Here is a 20186-nt window from a genome sequence, read left to right on the forward strand (position 1 = left end):
ATTAAAAATGACCTATGAAATTTCCAAAAAAGTCTTGCATGTCGTGGGTAAGACTAACGCCACTTACAAACTCATAGAAGAAGGCGATAAAGTCTTATTAGGATTAAGTGGGGGCAAGGATTCTATCATGCTTGCTTGTATCTTAGCTAGAATGCAAAGACATGCTCCTTTCAAGTTTGATTTTAAAGCCGTTACCGTGCATTATGGTTTGGGCGAAGACTTAAAATGGTTGAGCGAGTTGTGCGAAGAACAAGGCATTAAACACGAAATCATTTACACTCAAATTGCTTCCACCATTAATGAAAAACGCCGTGAAAAAAGCTCATTTTGCTCGTTTTGCTCTCGTTTAAGAAGGGGAACTCTGTATTCTAAGGCTTTAGAAGAAGGCTATAATAAAGTCGCTATCGCTCATCATTTAGATGATGCTGTGGAGAGCTTTTTTATGAATTTTACTTATAATGGGAGTTTAAGAAGCATGCCTCCCATTTATAGGGCTGAAAATGGCTTATTAGTGATTCGCCCTTTAATTAAAGTTAGAGAAGCAGCAAGCATTCATTTTGTTACTTCTCAGAATATTCCCGTAGCTCCTGATTGCAATTGTCCAGCTAAACAGCCCACTTCAGACAAGCCCCCAATCGCACGATTAGCCACCAAAAATTTCTTAAAAGAAATGCAAAACTTACACCCCCATTTCTTTGATAGCCTAGAAAATGCGTTTAACAATGTTCAAGCGAGTAGTTTTAGCGACCCTAAGTATTTAGACGCTTAGCTCTTTTTATTCAGCATTTTGATAAGAATTGTAAATAACACCCCTTCAAAAATAGCCGCCATAAGCAAGGCATAATAGGTGTTTTGCAAAATAGCATGCGCTTTTAAACCCACAGCGGCGGTGGTTACTAAAAAAGTCAAGGGCATAGAAGCACCTAATGCAAATGAGAGTAATTGCTTGGGCTCTTTGAAATACTTCTTCCACACCAAGCCTGAAGCGATTAAATGCAAGCCCACCATAGCCATAACAATCCATATCCCTTGAAGAATCAAGTAGGGCTTTGAAAGCACCAATCCTAAGTCTAAAGTGGAGCCTACATGAATGAAAAATAAAGGCACAAAAAACCCAAACCCTATATCATTGAGCTTGTGAAACAGCTCCAATTTATGCGAGAAGAAAGTAGAAACTATCAGACCAGCTAGAAACGCCCCTAAAACCATTTCTATTTTGAGCCACACCACAATCGCTACTAATGAGAAAAAGAGCATGAGCGAAAAACGCACATCTTGATTGAATTGATGGCTCATCACAATGAGTTTTAAATGCGGAAACCACCAAAACAGCGTTTTACACACTTGAAAAACAATCATAATCAATGCTAAAAACACTAAGAGTATGCCTAAGTCTTTATACAAGTCCATGCCTAGACCATGCGAATACGCTCCATCTACAACAACCAAACAGATAATGCTTAATAATTCGCCTAAAACACCCACTTTCAACACCAAATCAAGCCATGCCATGTCTTTGCCATAATCCTTGATTAAAGTCATAATCATGCCCAAACTAATAATGGGAAAAATCACAATGAAAATAGGCTCTAACTTCAAGCTAAAAGTAATCATGCATGAAAGAGTGTATAAAATCAAAAAATAAGCCAAAATGCGTTTTAAAAGAGAAGCTCCAAGCTTTTTAAACAAATAAATCTCTACTTCTAACCCACATAAAAACATTAAAAATAAAAAGCCAATTTCTGACATGACTTCAAAGCCCTTGGTAGGCTCAATAAAACCAATATACGCCCCAATAGACCCAAACAAAATCTCTACAACCGTAATAGGTAAACGCAAAATTCTGGACATATAAGGGGCTGTAACAATCAAAAGGGTGATGAGTGCGAAAGTAAAAAATTCTGTATTCATGCTTTTAATTTTAGTCCACTTTATTGATTAAGCCCATTGACTAACCTTTCACAACAAGATTTTGCTCTTTATAAGTGGTGAAAACCCCTTTCTTGATTTCATAATAGGTTACCCCTAACGCACTTAAAAATGCCAAAAATTGTGCGATAGGGTAAGTTACCCAAATACCATTAATCCCATAGAAATAACTTAAAATCGGTAATAAAATAATGATAAACCCTAGCGTATGCGAAATGGTGATGATAAACGAACTTTTGGTGCGTTGAATGGATTGGAAGAACACTGCACACAACAAAGTCATACCCAAAAAGACATAGCCGATGTAGTAAATATTCATCACCCTTTTAGTCTCTTGCATAAAAAATGCATCTTGCTCGCTTGGTTGCAAATAAAGCTTGATTAAATATTCATCTAAGAAATAATAAATACCATAGAGAGAAATTCCCACACAAAACGCCACTTTCAAACCAAAGACAAACACGGCTTTCACTCGCTCTAAATTTTTGGCTCCATAGCTAAAACTTGCGATAGGTTGAATGCCCTGAGAAATCGCAAATAAAGTGGTAAAAAAGATAATCGCATTATACATAACAATTCCATACATGCTTACAAATCTCTCACCAGCGGTGTGCATGATAGCGGTGTTAAACAATAAAATCATAATAGAAGCACTAAATTCTGCTGTGCTTTGTGGCACACCACTCTTAGCTGAAGAGATGACTGAAGACAAAGAAAAACGCTTAATAAAATACAATTGCCCTTTTTTACGCCAAAAATGCTGCATTAAAACCAAAAAGCCTATCGCATGCCCTATAACTGTAGCGTATGCACTGCCTTGAACCCCCACTTCCAAAACAAAAATAAATAAGTAGTTGAAAAAGACATTCGCTAACGAGCCTATCAACATGGCTACCATAGCTAGAATGGGGCGTTTATCATTCACCACAAAGACATCAGCTAAGGGGTGTAGCACCATAAAAACAGCCCCCATAAGAATGATTTCAATATAGCGTGAAGACATTGCTAATAAGGTATCATTACTTCCAAAAAGGCGTGCAATAGTTTCACTAAAAGGCATTAATGCCATGCTAAAAATAAAGGTGCTAAAGGCAACAAAATAAAACACACTACTAAAAACGAGTCTGGCTCTATGGGTTTTGTCCTTACCTAAAAAATACCCCACAATACTAGCTGCCCCAAAACCAAAGAGTAATTCATACGCTACTAATGCCGGAAAAATAGGCCATGCAATATTGACTGCTGCTATAGCTTCTTTACCTAGTTTCTTGCCTACAAACATGCCATCTATCATAGAATAAGTGGATAAAGAAACCATAGAAAAAGCCAAAGGGACAAAGTAGTAAAAAAATAATTTCCTAATAGAATCTTTATGCAAATCAATTTTTCTTTTTAGCATGCTTTCCTTACACCTAGTTTTATGATTAATCTCATTATTTTAACTAAAAAGATAGTCTTTTAACTACTCCGTTACAAACGATAGGGTATTATGATGCATGCTTTTTGAAATTATAGTGGCTGTTTCTCTCTAAATCCAATATATTTAATAGAAAATATTTTAAATTTTTAAATGTTTTTATATTTTATTCTTGAGATTTACCTCATCTTTTTAACTCCATTGAATGAAATTGTTACTATTTAAAACAAATTTTAAAATCATTTTCAACTTTTAAAAAATCTAGTTTTTTTATGACAGCGTTTGTCGTTTAAGTGCTAGAATTAAGCCGTTGTCTTTTTAAAACAACCTAAAAAATAAAGGATAATCAAATGAAAAAAACTTTTTTTATCGCATTAGCTCTTGCAACTTCTCTTATCGGTGCTGAAAAAACTAAATGGGATTATAAGGGTAAGGAACACGGTCCACACCATTGGGACAAACTACACAAGGATTTTGAAGTGTGCAAAAGTGGTAAAAGCCAGTCCCCTATCGACATTGAACATTATTACCATACTGAAGATAAGGCCGATTTACAATTTAAATATGCTGCTTCTAAACCCAAAGCAGTGTATTTTACCAGCCATACTTTAAAGGCTTCATTTGAACCTACTAATCACATCAATTATAGGGGGCATGACTATGTGCTAGATAATTTACATTTTCACGCTCCTATGGAGTTTTTAATCAATGGTAAAACCAAACCTTTGAGTGCACATTTAGTGCATAAAGACGCCAAAGGGCGTTTATTAGTATTGGCTCTAGGTTTTGAAGAAGGAAAGGAAAATCCGGCTCTTACCCCTATTTTAGAAGCCACCAAGAATAAACAAAATCTCAAAGCTATTGCTTTGGATACATTCTTACCTAAAACAATCAATTACTACCACTTTAATGGCTCTCTCACAGCTCCGCCTTGCACAGAAGGTGTGGCATGGTTTGTTGTAGAAGAGCCTTTGGAAGTTTCTGCGAAACAATTGACCGAAATCAAAAAACACATGAAAAATTCGCCTAACCAACGCCCCGTTCAACCTGACTATAACACAGTGATTATTAAAAGTTCAGTTGAAACCCGCTAATTTTTAACCCCACTTAAGGGGTTTATATAGTGCTAACTCCTTACAGATTTATTGTATCTGTCTGTTTCATGTTCTGTGTTTGATATGCAATTAGAGTTTATCTCAACAAGGCTATCTAATACCCATTATTCGCACTAGGTTTAGGTATTTTCAGAGCGTTTTCTCTCGCAATAAATCCCTTGCTTTGATACTCATGCCAGCCCCCATCACATAAAAACGCATTGTCCCACCCATTTAACAGAGCATAAAACCACGCCACAGCCCCCCTCCAGCCTGTGCTACAATAAAAAATCACTTTGTCATACCTATTAAAGCCTTGCTGCTCCCAAAGTTTGTAGATTTCATAAGGGTTTCTTAGAGTGTTATCAGGGTTATAAAAATCGCACGCATTGCTGTAATGACTCCCTGAAAAACCCCATAACGCCCCGGGTATTTCGCCCTTTCTCTCTATGTAAGCGTAATCATTTTTTTGGGCTTGATATTCCTCCCATGAGCGAATGCTAACTAATTTATACCCCTTTTTTTGCTTTTTTAAAGCTGATTCTAAAGACAAATAAAAAGAATTGCAAGGCTTTAATGCCGAGAAGAAGCGTTTGGGGGTTTTATAATGCTTGCTAGTAGGCAAATTTAAATTCTTCCACGCCTCTAAGCCCCCATCTAAAAATTGCACTTTTTTTACCCCAGCGTATTGAAGGATAAAAAATACTCTTAAAGCTGCAATCACACTACTAGAATACAAAACGACCGAAGAATCTTTAGAAACACCGAGTTCTGAAAGCTTTTCTTGTAAAACTTCAATAGGGTTTAGATTGTATAAAGGGGGGCTTTCTAAAATGTCTGTATCCAAGTACAATGCCCCTAAAACATGCTCTGTGCTTTGTTTTAGGCTTGCATGCCCCACTTCAAAAATAAGACAATCTTCTTCTTGCAATTTTTGATACAACAAACTTGGCGAAAGGCTATAGTGGTAATTTTTTAGTTTTTCTAGGGGGTTAGAAAAATCGTTTTGATACTCCATAAAATTTTCAAATGCTAGGATTTTTGGAGTTTTAAAAAAGGGTTTTAGGGCTTTAATTTCGCTTTTTTCTCCATACAAGACGATTCTATTTTTAGACAAAGCCCCCTTAGAGTATAAGAAGTAAGGGGTTTTATCTTTAAGTCTCTCTAGCCACAAAGAACGCAACCGCAAGGCATTTTTAACATGCCCCCCTCTTAATGCCCCCTTTTCTTTGAAGCCATGAAAAAAACAAGCCTCTCTGGTGTCAATAATAGTCGTATCTTTTTCAAAAAGAATATTTTTGAAATTATCTAAATTTAAAAAATCCAAGCTGAAACGATTATTGTTTAATATAATTTAAAGCAATTTTTAAGGCATTTGTCGCCGCACCCACTCTCAGCTGGTCTGCCACACAAAAGCCATGCAAAGTCTTCTTGTCAAACAAATCCTTTCTCAATCGCCCTATAAAAGCACTATCAGTATTGCTCGCTTTTAAAGGTGTAGGGTAAAGATTTTTACTAGGCTCATCACAAACCACCACGCTAGGGGCATTTTTTAGCACTTCATAGACTTTTTTGAGATTGACTTCTTCTTCAAAAGTAATGCTTAAACTCTCGCTATGACTTCTCAATACCGGCACTCGCACACAAGTCGCACTAATAGGGAAATTCACACCCATAATCTTATGGGTTTCATACACCATTTTTAGCTCTTCTTTAGTGTAGCCATTCTCATTAAAACTATCAATATGAGCGATTGCATTAAATGCGATAGGGTAAGTGAAAGCCCCTACTTGTAGAACTTGGTTTAAATCTGTAGTGGGGTCTTTTTCTAGAAAATCTAAAGCGGTTTTTAACTCATTCTTTAAACTCTCTATACCCTTATTCCCCGCCCCACTTACGGCTTGATAGGTGCTAACAACCACACTTTTTATCTTAAATTCAAGGTGTAAAGGATTCAAGATTTGCGTCATTTGAATGGTAGAGCAATTAGGGTTAGCAATGATATTCAAGGGGGCGTTAAAAATTTCTTTCGCATTGATTTCAGGCACTACTAAAGGCACATTTTCATCTAATCTAAAAAAACTTGTGTTATCAATCACTAAGGAAGTTTTTGAAGCGCTTTTTGCAAACTCTTCACTCACACTCCCCCCAGCACTAAAAAATGCGATGTCTATCTCTTCTTTTTCAAAAATCTCATGCGTAGTTTCTAAAATCTCATAATCTTTATTGAAGGCTCTGATATTCTTGCCTGCACTTCTAGCACTAGCAAGCGGCACAAATTTTTTAATAGGAAAAAAAGAATTTTCTAAACCCTTAATAAGCTCTTGCCCTACAGCCCCACTAGCTCCGACAATAGCGATATTATAAGTCTTCATCGTTGTTTCCAATAATTTCAAGGGCTTTTAAAAAACTCAAGCAATTGAGTTGCATGCCTGAATGCATGTTTTTTAAACTTAAAGTTTCGCTTTTAAATTCTTCTTCCCCAATGATAACAACAAATTCATGCCCCTTGTGATTTGCATAGGAAAAGGGCTTTTTAATCTTTTGAGCTTCTGGATAGACTTCACTAAAAATACCGCTTTGTCTTAAAAACTCCGCCACACGATTTGCATAAGAAAAATATTCTTCATGCATACAAGCGATTAATACCTTTGCTTGAGTGGAGCGTTCATCTAGTAATTGCATTTCACTTAAAGCGACTAGTAGCCTGTCAATCCCAATAGAAGCCCCCACCCCCTGTAAATTCTCTTTAGAAAAATTTTTAGTCAAATTATCATAACGCCCCCCTGAACACACACTCCCCAAAGATTTCATGTGATTAAGGGTTGTTTCATACACAATCCCTGTATAATACCCTAAGCCCCTAGCGATAGAAAAATCAATTTTATACAAGTTTTCAGAAATCTGTAAATCCCCTAGTAACCGGTATAGCTTTTCTAAATCCTGTATGCCTTCTTTTAAATTTTGATTATAAGCTTTTAAGTAAGAAATTTTTTCAAAAAATTCTGCATGGCCTAAATCATTTTGCTTGATTTGGACTATCTCTAAAAGCTCTTTAACCACCTTCAAAGTCAAATCACACTCTTTTTGCAACTCCTCTTCAACCCCATTCAAGCCAATCTTTTCTAACTTATCCACAATACGCAACACTTCAGTAACCTGAGAAATGCCAAAATGCTCACATATCCCATTTAAAATTTTTCTATGATTAATAGACACACAAAAATCTTCCAAATCTAGAGCTTTTAAAGAAGCGATAATTACTTGAATAATCTCAGCATCACAAACTAAGCTCTCGCTCCCTATAAAATCAAAATCACATTGCGTAAACTCTCTGTAACGCCCTTTCTGAGCCCTTTCACCCCTAAAGACATTTCCTATAGCATAGCGTTTAAAGGGAATTTGTAAGGTGTGGTAATGCTGTGAGACAAAACGAGCTAATGGCACAGTCAAATCAAACCTTAAAGCCACATCTCTACTTCCATGGTCTTTAAAACGATAAATCTCTTTTTGAATATCACTACTAGCATCAGGTAATAACACTTCAGCGTATTCTAAATGGGGGGTTTCAATAGGCACAAAACCAAAACTTTGAAAAACCAAAGAAACTTTAGAAAGCAACTGGGCTTTTTGTATCGCATCTTTAGGTAAGCGGTCTTTAAATCCGCTCAATACTTTAGGGGTAATCATTAGGTTTCCTTATATTTATATGCTAAAATTTTAGCTTAAAAATTTTAAAAAAGGGCAATTTATGGGCATAACAACACAAAATGGCATGCGTATTTTGTTGCGTTTGCCTAACTGGCTAGGTGATGCAGTTATGGCAAGCTCGCTTTTTTACACCCTTAAAAACCACTACCCAAACGCACGCTTTGTTTTAGTAGGCACAAAAATCGCTTGCGAACTCTTTGAAAAAGATGAGAGTGTGGAAGCCACTTTCATAGACAACACCAAAAATTCCCCTTTGAGACTCCTAGCCACCTACAAACTCGCCCAAAAAATAAACAAATGCGATTTGGCTATCACGCTCAGCAATCATTTCTACTCAGCCTTTTTGCTCTATGCCACAAAAACGCCCATTCGCATAGGTTTTGCTAAATTTTTACGCTCCTTTTTACTCAGCCATGCTATAGCTAAACCTCCTAGAGATTATCATCAAGTAGAAAAATATTGCTTTTTATTTTCACAATTTTTAAAAAAAGAGCTGGATAGAGAGAGTGTGTTACCCTTGAATTTAGCTTTTAATCTCCACTCTCGCTCTAACAACACCCCTAAAAAAATCGGCTTTAGCCCTAGTGCGAGTTATGGAAGCGCCAAAAGATGGTTACCCCCCTATTACGCTAAAGTCGCTAGTGTCTTATTAGAAAAGGGGCATGAAATTTATTTCTTTGGTGCCAAAGAAGACTCCTTGGTTTCTGAAGAGATTTTGAGACTCACTCAAAACGAATTAAAAAATAAGGCGTTGATGACAAATGCAACGAATCTGTGCGGAAAAACAAGCATTGAAGAATTAGCACAAAACATCGCTTCATTAAACCTTTTTATCACTAATGATAGCGGTCCTATGCATGTGGCTACTAGCACAAACACCCCTTTAATCGCCCTTTTTGGTCCCACTGACATGCAAGAAACTAGCCCCTATAAGGCTAAAAAAGCGGTTTTATTAAACCATAACCTGGCTTGTTCGCCTTGCAAAAAACGCATCTGTCCTTTAAGGGGTGAAAAAAATCAAATGTGCATGAAGTCTATCACACCCACTGAAGTTCTTCAAGCTGCCTACACTCTCTTAGAAGGGGATTAAAATGTTAATTAATTTTGAAGAAGCAAGTTTTTTACAAAAACACAAGATTTTAAGCCACAGCATTACACCACGACCTATCGCTTGGGTCTCTACACTCTCTAAAAACCAAGTCAATAATCTCGCGCCTTTTAGTTTTTTTGCCCCTATTTGTAGCGAACCAGCTCTCTTAAGTTTGTATCTCACACCCAAAAGTGATGGAAGCAACAAAGACACCCTTAAAAATATTTTAGAGACTCAAAAAGCCACCATTTGCTTGTGTGATGAACGCCATTTAAATGCCCTACAGCTAAGCTCTATGGAGCTAGAATATAATGTCAGCGAAAGTGAAAAATTCAGTATTCCTATGCAAGAAATCCATGCTGACTATCCGCCTATTGTTCAAGGGGTTAGCATAGCGTTTTGTTGTGATTTTTATCAATTTTTAGAAATTCCTAAAGAATCTAAACCCTTTTTTTTGGAAGTCAAACACAGCTACATTGAAAAAACTCTGTATGAAGAAGATTTAAACTTTACTTTTAGGGGGGTGGGAAGAGTGGGTAAATCCTATCAGGTCTCAGGAATCTTAAAGAGTGCTAAAAACTTATAAAAACACAAAAAACCAAAGAAAGCGTTCTCAAACGCCTTCTTCAAGTCAATTAAGCTACAGAATGCTTAGGCTTTTTCATATCTTTCTTGTCTTCTTTAGCTGTATACAAATCAACTAACTTAGGTTTTTTCATGTCTTTTTTCTCATCTTTGTGAGCTAACTCAACCATTTTAGGTTTTTTCATGTCTTTTTTCTCATCTTTGTGAGCTAACTCAACCATTTTAGGTTTTTTCATGTCTTTTTTCTCATCTTTGTGAGCATCTGCATATGCGAAACTTGTCATTAGCCCCGCCAATAAGGCACTTGTCAAAATTTGTTTTTTCATCTGAAAAACTCCTTGTTGTTAATGTTATTAAAGCGAAAGCATTCTACATCAAAAAAGTAAACGGATAAAAATTTTAATTATAAGATTTTATGATTTATCATTATTCCCTTATTTAAGGATAGTGAAACACCCCTCGCTAAAGCGAGGAGCTTCCTAACTAAAGCACCCTACTGAATGCTAATACGAAAGGCTTTGCTCTTTAAAGTCTGCAAGGCTATTTCCTAACCCAAGAAGACTTAACCCTTTGCTTAAAATATTACTTGCGGCGTTTATATCTCTATGCTCTATATATCCGCAATTTTGACACAGATATTCTCTATGATTTAATTTAAGCTCGTGGTTGATTTGCCCACAACTATGACAAGTTTTACTCGTATATTGTGGGGGAGCTTTCACTAACAATTTGCCATTATGCTGTTGTTTGTAGTCTAAAAAAGAGATGATTTGATAGAATGAAGTATTTAGTATAGACTTATTAAGCCCACTCTTTTGTTTAACATTTTTGAGTTTGGCTCTTTTGGTCATGTTCTTAATTTGTAAGTCTTCAACTACTATCAATTCAAATTGCTTTGAAAGTTCGCTTGTGATTTTATGGTATCTGTCTAGTTTTTGATAGCTTGATTTATCAAAGGCTTTGTTTAATTTTTTTTGAGTTTTGTAAAAATTACCTCCTAGTTTGATTTTATTTTGTTTAGATTTTAAAACCCTACGGCTTTGTTTTCTTTGTAGTCTTTTAAATTCTTTAGAGTATTTTTTAAAAGAATGTAGTTTAGAATAAGTAGGAATAAGTCGTTTTAGATTGATATTTTCATCTACTTTTAAACCTAGTTCTTTCATGTCTTTTTGGTATTGTTCTAGGTCGGTTAGTTTTTCATATTCTTTTAAATCAACGCTTAAAGCTATATCATAGATATTTAAGTCCACACCGACACAATTTCTAGGCTCTTTAATAGTGTTAAGCTCTTTTTCGTATTCTATGCTAAAACTAACAAAATATTTTTGATGAGAGCAAGAGACTACGATTTGTTTAATCTTAGCATTAAGGGGTAAGTCTCTATGCATACGCATTTTTAAGGGCATTTTCATTAAGTTAAACATCTTAAAGCGTTCGTTAAAGTCTTTGATAGAAAAGCCTTGATTATTCCAAGTAAAACTTTGTTTAGCAAATTTAGAGTTTTTAAATTTAGGAAAGCCCCTATTTTTGACTTTAAAGGCATCTCTTAAGGCTCTTTCTGCATTCATGCGTGATTGTTGAGCGACTACACTACTAAAACTTAAATTCCTAGCTTTTAAATGGTGCTTAATCGCACTATCTAATTCGCTTGATTTTTGCCATTTTCTTTGTTTAGTGGGTAAATCTTTGTTTTTTTCGTATTGCTCTTGTTGTAGATTTAAGCAAATGTTATAGGCTTGGTTATAGACAAAAAAAGAGTGTTGTAATTTGGTCTGTTGCTCTTTGGTAGGATACAAACGAAATTTAAAGCCCTTATTTACTTTCATAGAAAGATTTTAGCATAATTTAGTTAAACTTGGTCTATGAAACAAATTGATAATATTAGACATGGCAGACATTGTGTTTTTTTAATGCATGTGCATTTAGTATTTGTAACTAAATATAGGCGTAAAGCATTCAACAAAGAAGTTATAGACTTTTTAGGTTCTGTATTTGCTAAGGTATGCAAAGACTTTGAAAGCGAGTTAGTAGAATTTGATGGGGAAAGCGACCATGTGCATTTACTTATCAATTATCCACCAAAAGTTAGTGTTAGTAGGTTAGTTAATTCTTTAAAGGGTGTTAGTAGTCGTTTGGTTAGACAACAAAATTTTAAAAATGTTAAAGCTACTTTGTGGGGCAATCATTTATGGTCGCCTAGTTATTTTGCTGGAAGCTGTGGGGGTGCTCCTTTAGAAATCATTAAGCAATATATCCAAGAGCAAGAAACACCACATTAGATTTGCTAACCTTTTGTTTTTAGGTTAAATGACACTAAAAAATAGCCTAACGGCTATTGACGCTTACATCTCCGCCCTAAAGGACGGAGTTTTTCGCTTTGTTGGGATAAAATTTAAACCACATAAAACAAAATTTAAAGATATAAAAGGGATTTTAACAGCACCTTTAAAATGATTTTTGTTAAAGAAGCGTGTTAAAAAACCACTATAATACCCCTAAAAAAATGCGAGTTTCAACATGCCCTTATTTGAATTAAAAAGCAATTATTCACCAGCTGGCGATCAGCCCCAAGCAATAGAAAAGCTTACTAAAAGCCTAAAAGCTAAAAACCAATACCAAACTCTAGTGGGCGTTACAGGAAGTGGTAAGACTTACACGATGGCAAATATCATCGCTAAAGTCAATAAGCCCACCTTGATAATGAGCCATAATAAGACCTTGTGTGCACAGCTCTATAGCGAGTTTAAGGCGTTTTTTCCACATAATAGAGTGGAGTATTTTATATCCCACTTTGATTACTACCAGCCTGAGAGCTACATTCCTAGAAGAGATTTATTCATTGAAAAAGACAGCTCTATTAATGATGATTTAGAGCGTTTAAGATTAAGTGCGACCACTTCACTTCTAGGTTATGATGATGTGATAGTCATTGCTAGTGTATCGGCTAATTATGGTTTGGGTAACCCTGAAGAATATTTGAAAGTTATGGAAAAAATCAAAGTGGGCGAAAAACGAGCCTACAAGAGCTTTTTATTAAAGCTTGTAGAAATGGGCTATAGTCGTAATGAAGTGGTGTTTGATAGGGGGAGCTTTAGAGCGACAGGTGAATGCGTGGATATTTTTCCGGCTTATAATGATGCAGAGTTTATTAGGATTGAATTTTTTGGCGATGAGATAGAGAGAATTGCGGTATTTGACGCCCTAGAAAGGAATGAAATCAAGCGTTTAGATTCTGTCATGCTTTATGCAGCCAGTCAGTTTGCGGTTGGGAGTGAGAGATTAAATTTAGCCATTAAAAGCATTGAAGATGAGCTGGCTTTAAGATTGAAATTTTTTAAAGAGCAAGATAAAATGCTTGAATACAACCGCCTTAAGCAACGCACTGAGCATGATTTAGAAATGATTAGTGCGACAGGCGTGTGTAAGGGCATTGAAAATTACGCACGCCATTTTACCGGTAAATTGCCCGGCGAAACCCCTTTTTGTTTGTTGGATTACTTGGGGATTTTTAATAGGGAGTTTTTAGTCATTGTTGATGAAAGCCATGTGAGTTTGCCCCAATTTGGGGGCATGTATGCAGGGGATATGAGTAGAAAAAGTGTTTTAGTAGAATATGGCTTTAGATTGCCGTCTGCTTTGGATAATCGCCCTTTAAAATACGATGAATTCATCAATAAGAATTGTCAATTTCTCTTTGTGTCCGCTACGCCTAATAAACTAGAATTAGAGCTTTCTAAAAACAATGTCGCAGAGCAAATCATTCGCCCTACAGGGCTTTTAGACCCTAATTTTGAAGTGCGAGATAGCGATAAACAAGTCCAAGATTTATTTGATGAAATCAAGTTAGTAATAGAGAGAGATGAAAGAGTGCTAATTACCACACTCACTAAAAAAATGGCAGAAGAATTGTGTAAATACTATGCTGAATGGGGCTTGAAAGTGCGTTATATGCATAGTGAAATTGATGCGATTGAGAGAAACCATATTATCCGCTCTTTAAGGCTTAAAGAATTTGATGTTTTAATAGGGATTAATCTCTTAAGAGAAGGGCTAGACTTACCTGAAGTTTCTTTAGTAGCGATTATGGACGCAGATAAAGAAGGGTTTTTAAGAAGCGAAACAAGTCTCATTCAAACCATGGGGCGAGCTGCAAGAAATGCTAATGGTAAGGTCTTGTTATACGCTAAAAAAATCACTATAAGCATGCAAAAAGCCTTTGAGATTACCACTTATAGACGCACTAAGCAAGAAGAGTTTAACAAACTCCACAATATCACTCCAAAAAGTGTTAGCCGCACTTTGGAAGCGGAGCTGAAACTAAGAGATGATGAAACTAAAATCGCCCTTGCTAAAGCTTTGAAAAAGGACAAAATGCCTAGAAGTGAAAGAGAAAAAATCATCAAAGAATTAGATAAAAAAATGCGAGAGTGTGCGAAGAATTTGGATTTTGAAGAAGCTATGCGTTTGAGAGATGAAATCGCTAAATTAAAAACGCTTTAAAAGGTTTATCTTTTAACAATATTTTACAACTTGAATTTTATTTGATTGTAAAACTCATTTTCTTAAGGTGGACAAGGGGGTATTTGCGATATACCCCCCTTTTGCCCCCCTTAAGTATCCCCCCTAACCCCCTAGAACGCCTTAAGAAGCTATCGCTTACTACACTTCGTTTCGTAAGCTCTTTTATTATAAGATTTTAAAAAACGCCTCTGGCGTTTTTTATGTTTTTCTAATCAATGCTACTTGATACAGAACTTTCTTGCACTTACAAACCTAGCGTAACCTAGTGAATGACCCATCGCTATGATAACATGGTATTACCGCTTTTCCTAGAAAAAATTCCATCGCTGTTATAAATAGTATTGCCATGACGATTACCATAACTTCCATCGCTATTATAATACGAGTCGTAAGCAACAGCACTGCCACATAACAAAGGCAAACCCATTAAAACTTTTTTCATAATGTATCATTAATATTAATATGGATAGAATTATATTATAAAGAGAAGTTAAAAAAGCTCATTATTTACATTAACCCTCCGTATGCAGAAGCAGGTAACAAATCTAAGATGAATGGCACAGGCGAGCATAAATCTAAAGTCGCACGAGACAATCTCATATGTGAAAAATATAAAAATGAATTAGGCAAGGCTAATAACGAGCTTTTTGCTCAATTTTTCATGCGTATTTACAAAGAATTAAACGGCGTTATCTTGGCGAGCTTTTCCAAGCTCAAATACCTAAATTCTAGTAATTTTAAAAAATTTAGAGAAGTCTTTAAGGCTGAGTTTAAGGGGGGCTTTATGGTGCCAGCAGACACATTTGATAATGTTAGGGGGCAATTTCCTATAGGGTTTTTGGTGTGGGATACTAAAAGGACACAAAGAAATTCTGCTAAAAATCCCCTTAAAAATCTTAAAATCACAAAATGGTATAGCTTAGAAAGCGTTTTAAAAGCTTTAGAAAATGAGTTAAACGCCCCAAAAGTTATAGGCAAATCTACTTTAAGGAAACCCCTAAACACAGAGCTTAAGGGAACTTTGACTAGCTATCTTTCAACTAAAAAGACAAACTTAAACCCCTTAAATAAGAATTTAAGATATACTACTAGCCAAGAGTTTTTATCATGTGCTTTAGACATGACAAACTCCTTTGAGTGTATTTGCCCCATAAAGCCACTTATGGGGCGTGATGAAATTCTATCTAAAACCCCATTAAGTCAAACCCCCACAAACCATTATAGCTTAGAAGTGTTTGATAGTTTCGGCGGATTTTTGGGCAATAAAGATATTGTTAATGAAAAAGTTAAAAATATTCATGCATGGTTAAAACAAAAAGAAAAAAATGAAAACAATGAAATTTTGGGATATATAGATACTCCTACTCCAGACTTTCAAGGTTCGCCCTCTGTTGCTATCATCAATAATAAAGATGTTTCTAAACGCCATAGTGTATATTTTGCGATTACTAGCAATAATATTTTACTTGGTAGTGTATTTTTCTCTGTCCGCCATTGTATCAAAGCCACATGGCAAAACGATAGAGACCAGTTTTACGCTCCTTATAATGACGCATGGCAAACTGACAATGAGTTTAAAAACAACGCCCTAGCATTCATGCTTTTTCACACCCAAAACCGCATTACAACGGGGGGGGGGTAAACCATTTCATACCCTTTAGCGAGCAAGAAGTGAACGCCAAAGAAAGATACACTAGCCATGTGTTGCTAGACTTTTTAAAAGGCAAGACCCCTAAAAAAGAAAGCGATAATCTTTTTGATGACCCTAAAAAAGAAATTAAGCCTTTAGAATTTAGCGAGAATGCTCTAAGTGTGTTTAACGCTGGAAAAGAAATCTATCGCTATTACCACGCACAAGATTTCACTAACCACGACTATAACGCTAATGCGAGCTTATATGATATTAAAGAATTTTTTCAAGGAAGAAACGCACAAGGCAAGTTAAACCCACCCATTAAAGCCAAAGATGGGTATTACAAACAGCTTTATGCTAATTTACAAGACGCCTTAAAAGACTTAGCCAAAGATTTACAGCCCAAAGTCTATGAATACGGATTTTTAAGAGAGTGAGTTAGAAAATATAATGAACGATTAGACAGACTATTTGGAAAAGAAATAGCCTGCACCCATCACAACCACGGCTCTATTGTCTGCGTTCTTGCTTAAGCTCATGGCGTTATCTACAAAAATGTAGGTATTTAGCTCGCTTAATTCGTGTGTGAAAATTTTAGTAAAAAATTCAGGTTCAAAATACCCGCCGCTGCTTGCGGTTGGCTCTTGCTGGTATTGGCTTGAAAATTCATCGTTGCCCATCTGTAGTCTTAGCTCTTGTAATTCTTGTTTGCTGTGTTTGAGTTCAAAAAGTGGGGTGTCTTTCTCTCTTACATACTCAAAGTCCTTCGCCTTGTAAATTTCCTTGTTTTGATTTAATGCTTGAAGTTTAATGTGCTTCCACTCATTTATTATCCCAACAAAGCGAAAAACTCCGCCCTAAAGGACGGAGTTTTTCGCTTTGTTGGGATAAAAATAATCAATTGCTATTTTATATTCTCTCACAAATCCAAAAATCCTAAAACACTCAGTTAGATCTCTAGTTGTGAAACTAGAAAGATGTAAAATTTCCTTGTCTTGTTATGTCATGCATTAAAAATCGTTATCTAGCCATTTCTTTCAAAACCAAATCAAACAAAAAATTACTGGTTTTATTTCTCTTATTTTAAATAAATACATAAAGGCATTTAATTAAATTCTTTGGCAACTCGCAATCTTAAAATTTTAACTCCAAGATTGCTAAATCTCATACCACACACACTTAAACTAGTGATTTAATGCTATATCAGACCATTTTAAATCTATTTCTTAGTGATTGTGCTTAAATTTCTCTCCACCACTAAACACGCATTAGCAAAGAGAAAACAATAACCACCTTTTCTATACATTTTAGCATCTGTTAAGACATTCCCCTTAAAACCTCTTTTGTGTCTCTCTTCTATAGCCTTTTGCACAACAATTTCCATGCCACCTTTTTTAGCATTCTTAAACAAATTGAAAAAGAAAAAAGGAAAGACATAATACACACAATTTTTTCCCTCAACATGCCCACTTGTTTCTACTTGAATATTTTTTGGCAATTTTTTATTAGAAAACACACCAAGGTTTCCATAAGTAACTTCTAGTGTATAGCAACCAACAAATAATAATGCTATACAAATAATAGAAATAATTCTTAAATACATTGTTATTCCTTTATTTTTGATTGTTTGGAAACATTATCGTGGGTTTTTAGTTCTACAAGATTGCCCTCAAAAGCTATACAAGTGTCCCCAAGCCGTAGCTAGCTTCTGAATAAACACGCACATTAAAAAAGAAATCTCCCTTTTTCAAGCCTTTTTGTTCGGTCTTTGTTAAGGCATCTTTAATGGCATTATCAATGCCTTTGTCCATAAAGACTTCACTACAAGACCTGCCCTTGACATGCCCCTATGACATTCAATAATTTATCGTCAAAATCAACGCTAGATAAGAGTCCGTAGTAAATAGGTGCACTTGAACACCCTACAAGTAGTAAGACAAATGGAAAAACTAGAACTTTAGAAATGAGAGAGAGAGGGTAAAACCGATTAAAATTCAATCTTTAATCCTTTTTAAGCTTTTAGACAGCAAAACATTATAAAAATAAAGTCGTGTTAGAAATTTCTAACACGACCCTACAAAAGCCATTAAATAAAAAATACTTTAAAAGTAACCAAGTCTTAAAATTAACCCTTACGCTTTTCCACAATTTCTTTAGCGATATTGCTAGGCACTTCGCCGTAATGGTCAAATTCCATAGAGTAAGTCCCACGCCCTTGAGTAGCTGAACGCAAATCAGTAGAATAGCCAAACATCTCAACCAATGGCACAAACGCATTGATAATTTTCAAGCCCAATCTATCGTCCATAGAATTGATTTGACCTCTTCTTCTATTCAAGTCGCCAATCACATCACCCATATACTCTTCAGGAACCTCTACTTCCACCTTCATCATAGGTTCTAGTAAAACCGGATTAGCCGCACGACTTGCCTCTTTAAACGCCATAGAACCAGCGATTTTAAACGCCATTTCTGAAGAGTCCACATCATGGTAGCTTCCATCATAAAGAGTAACTTTAAAATCCACTACCGGATAACCCGCTAAAACACCATTTTGCATAGCCTCTTGGATACCCTTATCAACAGCTGGAATATATTCTTTAGGAATCACACCGCCAGAAATCTCATTCACAAATTCATACCCACTGCCCGGCTCTTTAGGCTCAAGCTTAATGAATACATGCCCATATTGCCCACGACCGCCACTTTGCTTAGCATATTTATGCTCTTTGCTTACGCTTGAGCGGATAGTCTCTCTAAAGGCAACTTGGGGTTGACCGATTTCAGCCTCTACTTTAAATTCTCTTTTTAATCTGTCTACGATGATTTCAAGGTGTAACTCACCCATACCCCCAATGAGAGTTTGTCCGGTTTCTTCTTGGGTCATCACTCTAAAGCTTGGGTCTTCTTCAGCAAGCTTTCCTAAAGCTACGCCCATTTTTTCTTGGTCAGCCTTAGTCTTAGGCTCCACAGCGATGTGGATTACAGGTTCAGGAAACTCCATTCTCTCTAAAACCACTGCATTCTTTTCATCACAAAGAGTATCGCCTGTTAGCGTATCTTTCAATCCTACGAACGCACAAATCTCGCCTGCATAAACTTCTTTAATATCTTCTCTCTTATTAGAGTGCATTTTGAGAAGTCTTCCCACACGCTCTTTTTTGTCTTTTGTAGAGTTATACACATAACTACCAGACTCTAGCTTACCACGATACACACGCACAAAAGTGAGTTGTCCCACAAAAGGGTCGGTCATGATTTTAAACGCCAAGCCGGCAAATTCGCCGTCATCACTAGACTTAACAAAGACCTCTTCTTCATTCTTAGGGTCAATTCCTTTAATGTCAGCAACTTCTGTAGGAGCCGGCAAATAATCAACTACTGCATCCAGTAAAGTTTGCACACCTTTATTTTTAAAAGAAGAACCACAAAGCATAGGAATAAGATTCATGCTCAAACAACCCACTTTGATACCCTTTTTAATTTCCTCAATACTTAATTCTTCGCCACCTAAGTATTTTTCCATTAAGGTTTCATCTTGCTCAGCTACGGCTTCCACAAGCTTTTCTCTATATTCCTTAGCTTTCTCTAACAAATCGCTAGGAATTTCTTCTATATCGTACTTCGCCCCCATTGCTTCATTATTCCAAACAATGGCTTTCATTTGCACTAAGTCAATAACACCTTTAAAAGTATCTTCAGCCCCAATAGGAATATTAATAGGTACAGGATTAGCCTTTAAGCGTTGTTTAATTTGATTTTCTACATTATAGAAATTCGCCCCAATCCTATCCATTTTATTTACAAAGACAATTCTAGGCACGCCATATTTATTTGCTTGACGCCATACGGTCTCACTTTGAGGTTGCACACCCCCAACAGAACAAAACACCGAAACTGCACCATCTAAAACACGCATAGAGCGTTCCACTTCAATGGTAAAATCCACGTGTCCCGGAGTGTCAATCAAGTTGATTTGATAATCTTTCCAAAAGCAAGTTGTTGCCGCAGAAGTGATAGTAATCCCTCTTTCTTTCTCTTGCTCCATCCAATCCATTGTCGCAGCACCATCATGCACCTCACCAATCTTATGGCTCACACCTGTATAGAATAAAATTCTCTCAGATGTAGTGGTCTTTCCGGCATCAATGTGAGCGGCAATACCAATATTTCTAATTCTATTTAATGGGGTTTTTCTAGCCATTC

The 20186-nt window shown here is 36.1% G+C and carries 18 protein-coding genes and 2 pseudogenes; 7 read left to right on the top strand and 13 right to left on the bottom strand.

Translation table 11 applies throughout. The features are described from left to right. Positions 1 to 7 precede the first annotated feature (7 nt). Positions 8 to 769, top strand: a complete 762-nt coding sequence (locus tag HCD_RS02815; RefSeq protein ID WP_014659088.1) for a tRNA 2-thiocytidine biosynthesis TtcA family protein — start codon at positions 8 to 10, stop codon at positions 767 to 769. Here the strand turns inward: HCD_RS02815 and HCD_RS02820 are convergent. Beyond that, positions 766 to 1911 (bottom strand): cation:proton antiporter, encoded by a 1146-nt coding sequence (locus HCD_RS02820; RefSeq protein WP_014659089.1) that lies wholly within the window; start codon positions 1909 to 1911, stop codon positions 766 to 768. The genes HCD_RS02815 and HCD_RS02820 overlap by 4 nt on opposite strands. Positions 1912 to 1951: 40 nt before the next feature. After that, positions 1952 to 3328, bottom strand: coding sequence for an HP1184 family multidrug efflux MATE transporter (locus HCD_RS02825; RefSeq protein ID WP_014659090.1), 1377 nt, complete (start codon positions 3326 to 3328; stop codon positions 1952 to 1954). A gap of 368 nt (positions 3329 to 3696) precedes the next feature. Here HCD_RS02825 and HCD_RS02830 point away from each other — a divergent pair, with 368 nt between their 5' ends. Beyond that, entirely contained in the window at positions 3697 to 4440 is a 744-nt protein-coding gene (locus tag HCD_RS02830; RefSeq protein ID WP_014659091.1) for a carbonic anhydrase, read from the top strand. A gap of 115 nt (positions 4441 to 4555) precedes the next feature. Here the strand turns inward: HCD_RS02830 and HCD_RS02835 are convergent, their stop codons facing one another. From HCD_RS02835 to hisS, 3 genes are read right to left on the bottom strand one after another with little or no spacing between them, the layout of a single operon-like run. Next, positions 4556 to 5767, bottom strand: a complete 1212-nt coding sequence (locus HCD_RS02835; protein WP_014659092.1) for a sulfurtransferase — start codon at positions 5765 to 5767, stop codon at positions 4556 to 4558. A 10-nt stretch (positions 5768 to 5777) separates the two neighbouring features. Beyond that, positions 5778 to 6815 carry an aspartate-semialdehyde dehydrogenase gene (gene asd / locus HCD_RS02840; RefSeq protein ID WP_014659093.1) on the bottom strand — a complete coding sequence of 346 codons (1038 nt, stop codon included), beginning with the start codon at positions 6813 to 6815 and terminating at the stop codon, positions 5778 to 5780. Continuing rightward, positions 6802 to 8130, bottom strand: coding sequence for a histidine--tRNA ligase (gene hisS / locus HCD_RS02845; protein WP_014659094.1), 1329 nt, complete (start codon positions 8128 to 8130; stop codon positions 6802 to 6804). Before hisS ends, asd begins: the two co-directional genes overlap by 14 nt. A gap of 61 nt (positions 8131 to 8191) precedes the next feature. Here hisS and waaF point away from each other — a divergent pair, with 61 nt between their 5' ends. Together waaF and HCD_RS02855 are read left to right on the top strand one after the other, a co-directional pair. Continuing rightward, the gene (gene waaF / locus HCD_RS02850) at positions 8192 to 9241 is read left to right on the top strand and encodes a lipopolysaccharide heptosyltransferase II (RefSeq protein WP_014659095.1); all 1050 of its coding nucleotides are present in this window, start codon (positions 8192 to 8194) and stop codon (positions 9239 to 9241) included. A gap of 1 nt (position 9242) precedes the next feature. After that, positions 9243 to 9827, top strand: coding sequence for a flavin reductase family protein (locus HCD_RS02855; protein WP_014659096.1), 585 nt, complete (start codon positions 9243 to 9245; stop codon positions 9825 to 9827). Between the two features lie 49 nt (positions 9828 to 9876). Here HCD_RS02855 and HCD_RS02860 read toward each other — a convergent pair whose 3' ends face one another. Beyond that, positions 9877 to 10110: a flagellar protein gene (locus HCD_RS02860; RefSeq protein WP_411269449.1), complete on the bottom strand. Its 234-nt coding sequence runs from the start codon at positions 10108 to 10110 to the stop codon at positions 9877 to 9879. 219 nt (positions 10111 to 10329) lie between these two features. Next, the gene (locus HCD_RS02865) at positions 10330 to 11652 is read right to left on the bottom strand and encodes an RNA-guided endonuclease InsQ/TnpB family protein (protein ID WP_014658798.1); all 1323 of its coding nucleotides are present in this window, start codon (positions 11650 to 11652) and stop codon (positions 10330 to 10332) included. Between the two features lie 36 nt (positions 11653 to 11688). On the opposite strand from HCD_RS02865, the gene tnpA reads away from it, so the two are divergent. Further along, positions 11689 to 12105 (top strand): IS200/IS605 family transposase, encoded by a 417-nt coding sequence (gene tnpA / locus HCD_RS02870; protein ID WP_014658764.1) that lies wholly within the window; start codon positions 11689 to 11691, stop codon positions 12103 to 12105. Between the two features lie 238 nt (positions 12106 to 12343). Then, positions 12344 to 14326 (top strand): excinuclease ABC subunit UvrB, encoded by a 1983-nt coding sequence (uvrB, locus tag HCD_RS02875; RefSeq protein ID WP_014659098.1) that lies wholly within the window; start codon positions 12344 to 12346, stop codon positions 14324 to 14326. A 301-nt stretch (positions 14327 to 14627) separates the two neighbouring features. Here the strand turns inward: uvrB and HCD_RS09315 are convergent, their stop codons facing one another. Continuing rightward, entirely contained in the window at positions 14628 to 14774 is a 147-nt protein-coding gene (locus tag HCD_RS09315; RefSeq protein ID WP_158308551.1) for a hypothetical protein, read from the bottom strand. 54 nt (positions 14775 to 14828) lie between these two features. Here HCD_RS09315 and HCD_RS09535 point away from each other — a divergent pair. Then, positions 14829 to 16417, top strand: a pseudogene (locus tag HCD_RS09535) (hypothetical protein); the annotation flags it as partial. A 54-nt stretch (positions 16418 to 16471) separates the two neighbouring features. On the opposite strand, the pseudogene HCD_RS08920 reads toward HCD_RS09535, so the two are convergent. The 5 genes and pseudogenes from HCD_RS08920 to fusA all read right to left on the bottom strand — a co-directional run. Beyond that, positions 16472 to 16810: pseudogene (locus HCD_RS08920) on the bottom strand (hypothetical protein); the annotation flags it as partial. Between the two features lie 389 nt (positions 16811 to 17199). Then, positions 17200 to 17583, bottom strand: coding sequence for a hypothetical protein (locus tag HCD_RS02890; RefSeq protein ID WP_014659100.1), 384 nt, complete (start codon positions 17581 to 17583; stop codon positions 17200 to 17202). 73 nt (positions 17584 to 17656) lie between these two features. Continuing rightward, complete coding sequence (locus HCD_RS09675) at positions 17657 to 17791, bottom strand: hypothetical protein (protein WP_265101271.1); 135 nt, start codon at positions 17789 to 17791, stop codon at positions 17657 to 17659. Positions 17792 to 17801: 10 nt separating this feature from the next. Continuing rightward, positions 17802 to 17978 (bottom strand): hypothetical protein, encoded by a 177-nt coding sequence (locus tag HCD_RS09320; protein ID WP_158308552.1) that lies wholly within the window; start codon positions 17976 to 17978, stop codon positions 17802 to 17804. Between the two features lie 127 nt (positions 17979 to 18105). Beyond that, positions 18106 to 20184 (bottom strand): elongation factor G, encoded by a 2079-nt coding sequence (gene fusA / locus HCD_RS02895; protein ID WP_014659101.1) that lies wholly within the window; start codon positions 20182 to 20184, stop codon positions 18106 to 18108. Positions 20185 to 20186: the final 2 nt, after the last annotated feature.

This window comes from Helicobacter cetorum MIT 99-5656, from assembly GCF_000259275.1.
GTDB classification, from domain to species: Bacteria; Campylobacterota; Campylobacteria; order Campylobacterales; family Helicobacteraceae; genus Helicobacter; species Helicobacter cetorum.

Excerpts from the sequence above, each read along its gene's own strand:
- HCD_RS02815 (WP_014659088.1), top strand. The coding sequence starts at position 8 with ATGACCTATGAAATTTCCAAAAAAGTCTTGCATGTCGTGGGTAAGACT.
- HCD_RS02820 (WP_014659089.1), bottom strand. The coding sequence starts at position 1,911 with ATGAATACAGAATTTTTTACTTTCGCACTCATCACCCTTTTGATTGTT.
- HCD_RS02825 (WP_014659090.1), bottom strand. The coding sequence starts at position 3,328 with ATGCTAAAAAGAAAAATTGATTTGCATAAAGATTCTATTAGGAAATTA.
- HCD_RS02830 (WP_014659091.1), top strand. The coding sequence starts at position 3,697 with ATGAAAAAAACTTTTTTTATCGCATTAGCTCTTGCAACTTCTCTTATC.
- asd (WP_014659093.1), bottom strand. The coding sequence starts at position 6,815 with ATGAAGACTTATAATATCGCTATTGTCGGAGCTAGTGGGGCTGTAGGG.
- hisS (WP_014659094.1), bottom strand. The coding sequence starts at position 8,130 with ATGATTACCCCTAAAGTATTGAGCGGATTTAAAGACCGCTTACCTAAA.
- waaF (WP_014659095.1), top strand. The coding sequence starts at position 8,192 with ATGGGCATAACAACACAAAATGGCATGCGTATTTTGTTGCGTTTGCCT.
- HCD_RS02855 (WP_014659096.1), top strand. The coding sequence starts at position 9,243 with ATGTTAATTAATTTTGAAGAAGCAAGTTTTTTACAAAAACACAAGATT.
- HCD_RS02860 (WP_411269449.1), bottom strand. The coding sequence starts at position 10,110 with ATGACAAGTTTCGCATATGCAGATGCTCACAAAGATGAGAAAAAAGAC.
- HCD_RS02865 (WP_014658798.1), bottom strand. The coding sequence starts at position 11,652 with ATGAAAGTAAATAAGGGCTTTAAATTTCGTTTGTATCCTACCAAAGAG.
- tnpA (WP_014658764.1), top strand. The coding sequence starts at position 11,689 with ATGAAACAAATTGATAATATTAGACATGGCAGACATTGTGTTTTTTTA.
- uvrB (WP_014659098.1), top strand. The coding sequence starts at position 12,344 with ATGCCCTTATTTGAATTAAAAAGCAATTATTCACCAGCTGGCGATCAG.
- HCD_RS09315 (WP_158308551.1), bottom strand. The coding sequence starts at position 14,774 with ATGGGTTTGCCTTTGTTATGTGGCAGTGCTGTTGCTTACGACTCGTAT.
- HCD_RS02890 (WP_014659100.1), bottom strand. The coding sequence starts at position 17,583 with ATGTATTTAAGAATTATTTCTATTATTTGTATAGCATTATTATTTGTT.
- HCD_RS09675 (WP_265101271.1), bottom strand. The coding sequence starts at position 17,791 with ATGGACAAAGGCATTGATAATGCCATTAAAGATGCCTTAACAAAGACC.
- fusA (WP_014659101.1), bottom strand. The coding sequence starts at position 20,184 with ATGGCTAGAAAAACCCCATTAAATAGAATTAGAAATATTGGTATTGCC.